This is a genomic window from Albidovulum sp., assembly GCF_041919395.1.
Classification (GTDB): domain Bacteria; phylum Pseudomonadota; class Alphaproteobacteria; order Rhodobacterales; family Rhodobacteraceae; genus Albidovulum.
In genome coordinates this window covers 1-6,355 of record NZ_JAYRTX010000136.1, presented here as the reverse complement: position 1 = coordinate 6,355, position 6,355 = coordinate 1, and the positions used below count along the sequence as shown (strand labels likewise).

The 6,355-nt window shown below is 70.5% G+C and carries 6 protein-coding genes and 1 pseudogene; 5 read left to right on the top strand and 2 right to left on the bottom strand.

Going from position 1 to position 6,355, the window contains the following annotated elements; translation table 11 throughout:
• Positions 1 to 122 precede the first annotated feature (122 nt).
• The 3 genes from rsmI to gshB all read left to right on the top strand — a co-directional run bounded on the left by rsmI (position 123) and on the right by gshB (position 2,335).
• The gene (gene rsmI / locus ACMUOO_RS16100; protein ID WP_301920585.1) at positions 123 to 971 is read left to right on the top strand and encodes a 16S rRNA (cytidine(1402)-2'-O)-methyltransferase; all 849 of its coding nucleotides are present in this window, start codon (positions 123 to 125) and stop codon (positions 969 to 971) included.
• Positions 968 to 1,321, top strand: coding sequence for a YraN family protein (locus ACMUOO_RS16095; RefSeq protein ID WP_301920584.1), 354 nt, complete (start codon positions 968 to 970; stop codon positions 1,319 to 1,321). Before rsmI ends, ACMUOO_RS16095 begins: the two co-directional genes overlap by 4 nt.
• Before the next feature lie 72 nt (positions 1,322 to 1,393).
• Entirely contained in the window at positions 1,394 to 2,335 is a 942-nt protein-coding gene (gene gshB / locus ACMUOO_RS16090; RefSeq protein WP_301920579.1) for a glutathione synthase, read from the top strand.
• 13 nt (positions 2,336 to 2,348) lie between these two features.
• Here gshB and ACMUOO_RS16085 read toward each other — a convergent pair whose 3' ends face one another.
• Both ACMUOO_RS16085 and ACMUOO_RS16080 read right to left on the bottom strand, forming a co-directional pair.
• Positions 2,349 to 3,863, bottom strand: a complete 1,515-nt coding sequence (locus tag ACMUOO_RS16085; protein ID WP_413855720.1) for a YifB family Mg chelatase-like AAA ATPase — start codon at positions 3,861 to 3,863, stop codon at positions 2,349 to 2,351.
• 55 nt (positions 3,864 to 3,918) lie between these two features.
• Positions 3,919 to 4,788, bottom strand: coding sequence for a glutathione S-transferase (locus tag ACMUOO_RS16080; RefSeq protein ID WP_301918570.1), 870 nt, complete (start codon positions 4,786 to 4,788; stop codon positions 3,919 to 3,921).
• Between the two features lie 151 nt (positions 4,789 to 4,939).
• On the opposite strand from ACMUOO_RS16080, the gene coaBC reads away from it, so the two are divergent.
• Together coaBC and ACMUOO_RS16070 are read left to right on the top strand one after the other, a co-directional pair.
• Positions 4,940 to 6,139, top strand: a complete 1,200-nt coding sequence (gene coaBC, locus ACMUOO_RS16075; RefSeq protein ID WP_301918569.1) for a bifunctional phosphopantothenoylcysteine decarboxylase/phosphopantothenate--cysteine ligase CoaBC — start codon at positions 4,940 to 4,942, stop codon at positions 6,137 to 6,139.
• A 58-nt stretch (positions 6,140 to 6,197) separates the two neighbouring features.
• Positions 6,198 to 6,355, top strand: a pseudogene (locus ACMUOO_RS16070) (dUTP diphosphatase); the annotation flags it as partial.

Here is a 6,355-nt window from a genome sequence, read left to right as displayed (position 1 = left end):
ATGAAACGATCCTCGTGGCTTGGACCTCTGGTCCATTTCGGGGGCAACCGGACGGCGGCGAGACTATGCGCTCCGCCGCGTGAAGTAAACGCAGGAGAGGGGGCCCGGCGGTGACCGGCCGGATGGACGCACTGGCCCCCGGGCTCTATTTCGTTGCCACCCCCATCGGGGCGGCGCGCGACATCACGCTTCGGGCGCTCGACATTCTTGCGACCGCCGAGGTGCTCGCCGCCGAGGATACGCGGACCCTGCGCCACCTGATGGATATCCACGGGGTCCAGCCCGGCGACCGGCCGATCGTGGCCTATCACGACCATAACGGCGAGAAGATGCGGCCCCGGCTCCTCGCGGCGCTGGCGGCCGGCAAGTCGGTCGCCTACGCCTCGGAAGCCGGCACGCCGCTCGTGGCCGATCCGGGCTACCAGCTCGCGCGGGCGGCGATCGCCGCGGGCCATCCGGTGATCTCGGCGCCGGGTCCGTCGGCTGTACTCGCCGCGCTGACCGTCTCGGGCCTGCCTTCGGACCGCTTCCTCTTCGCCGGCTTCCCGCCGTCCGCGGCCAGCGCGCGCCGCCGCTGGCTGGAGGAACTTGCCGGCATTCCGGCGACCCTCATCCTCTACGAATCGCCCAAACGCGTTCAGGGTCTCTTAACGGAACTGCGCGACAGTCTCGGAAACGATCGGCAGGCGGCGGTCTGCCGGGAACTGACGAAGCGGTTCGAAGAGGTGTCGCGCGGCACGCTCGAAGAACTTGCGCGCGACTTTGCCGAACGGTCGGTGAAGGGTGAGATCGTCATCGTGATCGACCGTGCCGGCGCGGCTGCGCCGGACCCGGCCGAGGTCGAGGCGCGGCTGAGGGAGGCGTTGAAGTGCCACTCGATACGGGATGCGGCGGCGGAGGTTTCGGCAGCGCTTGGCCTGCCGCGGCGGCAGGTCTACCAGACGGCGCTCCGGCTCGCCAACGGCGGCTGAGGGGCCAGGTCTCGCACCACGCGGGCCGGGTCGCCGAGACGCAGGTGGAGGCGCACTATCGCGGGCGCGGCTATCAGGTGGCCGCGCGGCGCTGGCGCGGCCCGGGCGGAGAGATCGACCTCGTCCTGCGCGCGGGCGACCGGCTGGTCTTCGTCGAGGTGAAGGCAGCCCGGACCCACGCGATCGCGGCCGAACGCCTCTCTTTCCGGCAGATGAGCCGGATCGCGGCCTCGGCCAGTGCCTTCCTCGCCGGCGAACCTCGGGGCCAGGACAGCGAAATGAGCTTCGAAGTCGCGCTCGTGGACGGCGCGGGCCGGATCGGGATCGTCGAGAACGCCTTCGGAGTCTGAAGCCGAACCGCCATTGCATCCGCCCGCCGCCTCGGTCATCAATCGGGGCGCTGAACGAGACGGGGCGGACGCATGGCACTCAAGGTCGCACTCCAGATGGACCCGGTCGAGGCTGTCAACATCGACGCCGATTCGACCTTCCGCATCGGGCTGGAGGCGCAGGCGCGGGGCCACTCGCTCTTCTACTACACGCCGGGCCGGCTCGCCTACCGCGAGGGCCGGGTGCTGGCGCGAGGCTGGCCCCTGGAGCTGCGGCGGGTGAAGGGCGACCACTTCACGCTTGGGCCGGAGACAGAGGTCGACCTCGGCACCTTCGACGTGGTCTGGCTGCGCCAGGACCCGCCCTTCGACATGGGCTACATCACCACCACGCATCTGCTGGACATGATCCATCCGAAGACTCTGGTCGTGAACGATCCCTTCTGGGTCAGGAACTACCCCGAGAAGCTTCTGGTGTTGCGGTTTGCGCAACTCACGCCGCCGACGCTCATTGCCCGCGACCTCGCCGCGATCCGCGCCTTCAAGGCGACGCATGGCGACATCATCCTGAAGCCGCTCTACGGCAACGGCGGGGCGGGTGTCTTCCGGCTCGACCCGAACGACCGCAACCTCGCATCGCTGCACGAGCTCTTCATCGGCATCAACCGCGAACCGCTGATCGCGCAGAAATACGTCCCGGCCGTGGTGAAGGGGGACAAGCGCGTGATTCTCGTCGACGGCGAGCCGGTGGGCGCGATCAACCGCATTCCGGCGGCGGGCGAGACACGGTCGAACATGCATGTGGGCGGCCGGCCGGAGAAGGTGGGGCTGACCGACCGCGACCGTGAGATCTGTGCCGCGATCGGCCCCGTCCTGCGCGAGAAGGGGCAAGTCTTCGTCGGCATCGACGTGATCGGTGACTGGCTGACCGAGATCAACGTGACCTCGCCGACGGGACTTCAGGAACTCGAGCGATTCGACGGCACCAATGCCGCCCGGCGGATATGGGAGGCGATCGAGGCGAAGCGGGCGTAGCCCGGCCGCCCGGTCAGCGGCCCGCCTGCATGCTCAGCCGGTAGCTCACCGCTTCGGCCACATGCGGCTTGCGCACATCGGCGGATCCCGCGAGATCGGCGATGGTGCGTGCGACGCGCAGGATCCGGTGGTAGCCCCGGGCCGAGAGGCCGAAGCGTTCGGCAACCCGCGCCAGAAGCTCCCGCCCGTCGCTGTCGGGGCTCGCGATCTCTTCCAGGATCCGGCCCTCGGCATCGGCGTTCACGCGCATGTCCGCATGGTCGGAGAAGCGCGCGGCCTGCACCGCCCGCGCGGCGGCCACCCGCTCGGCCACCGCGGCCGAGCTTTCGCCCGACTCGGGCAGGTCGAGGTCGGTATAGGCCACCGGCGGCACCTCGACCCTGAGGTCGATCCGGTCCATGAGCGGCCCCGAGATGCGGCCGAGGTAGTCCTCGCCGCAGAGCGGAACCTTGGCGCAGGCGCGCGCGGGGTCGGAGAGATAGCCGCATTTGCAGGGGTTCGCGGCAGCGACGAGAAGGAAGCGGCACGGATAGCGGATATGGGCATTGGCGCGGGCGACGACGACCTCGCCGGTCTCGATCGGCTGGCGCAGGGTTTCAAGGACGGTGCGGGGGAACTCGGGGAATTCGTCGAGGAAGAGGACGCCGTTGTGGGCGAGGCTGATCTCGCCCGGCTTGGCGCCGCGTCCGCCGCCGACGATGGCCGCCATCGAGGCGGTGTGGTGCGGCTCGCGGAAGGGCCGCGTGCGGCTGATCCCGCCCTCGTCCAGAAGCCCCGAGAGCGAGTGGATCATCGAGGTCTCCAGCGCCTCGGCCGCCGTCAGCGGCGGCAGGATGCCGGGAATGCGGGCGGCGAGCATCGACTTGCCCGAACCCGGCGTACCGACCATGAGAAGGTGATGCCGCCCGGCCGCCGCGATTTCCAGCGCGCGTTTCGCCCGTTCCTGCCCCTTCACGTCGCGAAGGTCGCGCCGGGCTGGATCGGTCCGCACCTCGCCGGGATTCGCGGGCGTGATCGGCGCCGCGCCGGTGAAGTGCCGGAGCACTTCGGCAAGCGTCGCGGCCGCGATCACCGGGGTTGCGCCGACCCAGGCGGCTTCGGGTCCGCATGCCTTCGGACAGAGGAGCGTCCGCTCTTCCTCCGCCGCGGCCATCGCGGCCGGAAGCGCACCGATCACCGGCACGAGCCGCCCGTCGAGCGAGAGTTCGCCGAGCGCGACCGTGCCCTCGACCTCCTCGCGCGGCAGGATGTCGATGGCGGCGAGCAACGCGAGCGCGATCGGAAGGTCGAAATGCGAGCCTTCCTTCGGCAGGTCGGCGGGCGAGAGGTTCACGGTGATCCGTTTCGACGGCAGCGCGATCGACATTGCCGTCAGCGCCGCGCGCACCCGGTCGCGCGCCTCGCTTACCGCCTTGTCGGGCAGGCCCACGACCGCGAAGGCGGGCATTCCCGCCGCGACCGAGCACTGGACCTCGACGATCCGTGCCTCCACCCCCTCGAAGGCCACCGTATAGGTGCGCGCCACCATGGTCCGTCCCCGTTAACCCCGGTTAACGGCTAGCGCGAAGGTGGTTGAGAAAGGGTTAACGCGCGGCCAACGCCATGAATGCCGGCCAGGCTTCCGGGTCGGCGAGCGTCTTGTCGCGGCAAAAGGCATTGCAGAAGCCCCAGACGCGGCCGTCCAGTTCGAGGAAGTGGGTGACGGGCTTGCCGGAATAGGGGCAGGCGGCATTGACCGAGGGTTCCCCTGCCGGCGTCGCCTTCCGGGGCTCGGGGCCTGGCCAGGGTCGTTCGGGGTAGGGCATGGCGTAGGACGGCTGGACCAGGGCCTCCGCCGCGCCCATCGCCCGCCAGCGGCGCAAGGCGGGGTCGGCGAGATGTGCGGCGACGTAGTCCATCGCGGCGGCGGACACCGGGAGATTGTAGGTGGCGATCCTTGTGGCCACGGGGGCGAAGAAGGCGTCCGCCGCCGTGTAGCGGCCGAAGAGCCAGGGACCGTCCGCGCCGAAGCGGGCCCGCGCCAGTGCCCAGAGGTCCTCGATCCGGGCGAGGTCGCCCAGAACTTCGTCCCGGGGCGCGGAGTCGGCGTAGCTCAGCCGCAGATTCATCGGACAATCGCCCCTGAGCGCGGTGAAACCGGAGTGCATCTCTGCCGCCAAGGATCGGGCCATGGCGCGGGCGGCGGCATCCTCGGGCCAGAGTCCGGCCCGGGGGTGGCGTTCGGCGAGCGTCTCGGCGATGGCGTGCGTGTCCCACACCACCTCGCCCTCGGGCGTGCGCATCGCGGGCACCAGCCGGGCGGGCGCGAAATCGGCGAGAAGCCGGTGGAAGTCGTCGGTGTAGAGGATTCCCGTGTGGCAGGTCACCGGCAGGCCGAACTTCTCGAAGAGAAGCCAGCCGCGCAGGGACCAGCTCGAATAGCTGCGGTCGCCGATGGCAAGGTGATAGGTCATGGCATCCTCCCTTTCTCCCTTGCTAGCCGGCGCCCCGCTGCGGGTCACGTTCATCTTCGTGCGCCGCGCCATCACGGCCGGTGATGAAAGTCGCGCCGCTTGTCTTCCACGGACTCCGCGCCTAATCCTTGGCGAGGCGGGCGAGGGCATCATGCTGGCGGACAAGCGCATTCTCCTGATCATCGGCGGCGGCATCGCGGCCTACAAGGTGCTCGACCTCATCCGAAGGCTGAGGGAGCGGGGGGCGGCGGTGCGGGCGGTGATGACCGCGGCGGCACAGGAATTCGTGACACCGCTTTCGGTCGGGGCGCTGACGGCCGATCATGTCTTCACCGATCTCTTCGACCGCCAGGACGAACAGGACGTCGGCCATATCCGGCTGGCGCGCGAGGCCGACCTCATCGTCGTGGCCCCGGCGACCGCCGACCTGATGGCGAAGGCCGCGCACGGGTTCGCGGGCGATCTCGCCACGGCGGTGCTGCTGGCGACCGACCACAAGGTCCTGATGGCGCCGGCAATGAACCCACGGATGTGGGCGCATCCAGCCACCCGGCGCAACCATGCCCGGCTGGCCGCCGACGGCGTCGCCTTCGTCGGCCCGGCGATGGGCGAGATGGCCGAGGCCGGCGAGGCAGGCGAGGGGCGCATGGCCGAGCCCCTGGAAATCGTCGCGGCGGCCGAGGCCGCGCTGGGCGGCGGGGCGCTCGCCGGTCGGCATGTCATCGTGACCTCGGGTCCCACGCACGAGCCGATCGACCCGGTGCGCTATATCGCCAACCGCTCCTCGGGGGCGCAGGGAACGGCGCTGGCCGCCGCGCTGCGCGATCTCGGCGCGCGCGTCACCTTCGTCACCGGACCGGCGAGCGTGCCCGCGCCTTCGGGCGTGGAGGTCGTCGCGGTCGAGACGGCGCGGGAGATGCTCGCCGCCGTCGAGGCGGCGCTCCCGGCCGAGGCGGCGGTCTTCGCCGCCGCCGTCGCCGACTGGCGGGTGAAGAACGCGAGCCATTCCAAGATGAAGAAGGATGGGTCGGGCCGGGCCCCGGCGCTCGAGTTCGCGGAAAACCCCGACATCCTCGCCACCGTGTCGCAGATGGAGGCGGGGCGGCCGCGGCTCGTCATCGGCTTTGCCGCCGAGACCGACGACGTGGTGGCCCATGCGCGGGCCAAGCGTGCGCGCAAGGGCTGCGACTGGATCGTGGCGAACGACGTTCGGCCTGCGACCGGGATCATGGGTGGCGCGGAGAACGCGGTGACGCTGATCACCGGCGAGGGCGCGGAAGACTGGCCACGGCTCGCCAAGGACGAGGTTGCGCGGCGGCTTGCCGCGCGCATCGCCGCGGCTCTGGGTTAATGCGACTAGGCCGGGAGCCTCCGGCGGGAGTATTTCGGCCACAATGAAAGATGGATCAATGCGTCCGGTGATCCGGGTTCTGCGCGAGGACTGGGCCGACCCTCAGGTGGCGCTGCCTGCCTACGCGTCGGCCGGTGCCGCCGGGGCGGACATCCGTGCGAACCTTCCCGAGCGCGACCGCGCGGCGGGTCTCGTGCTGGCGCCCATGGAGCGGCG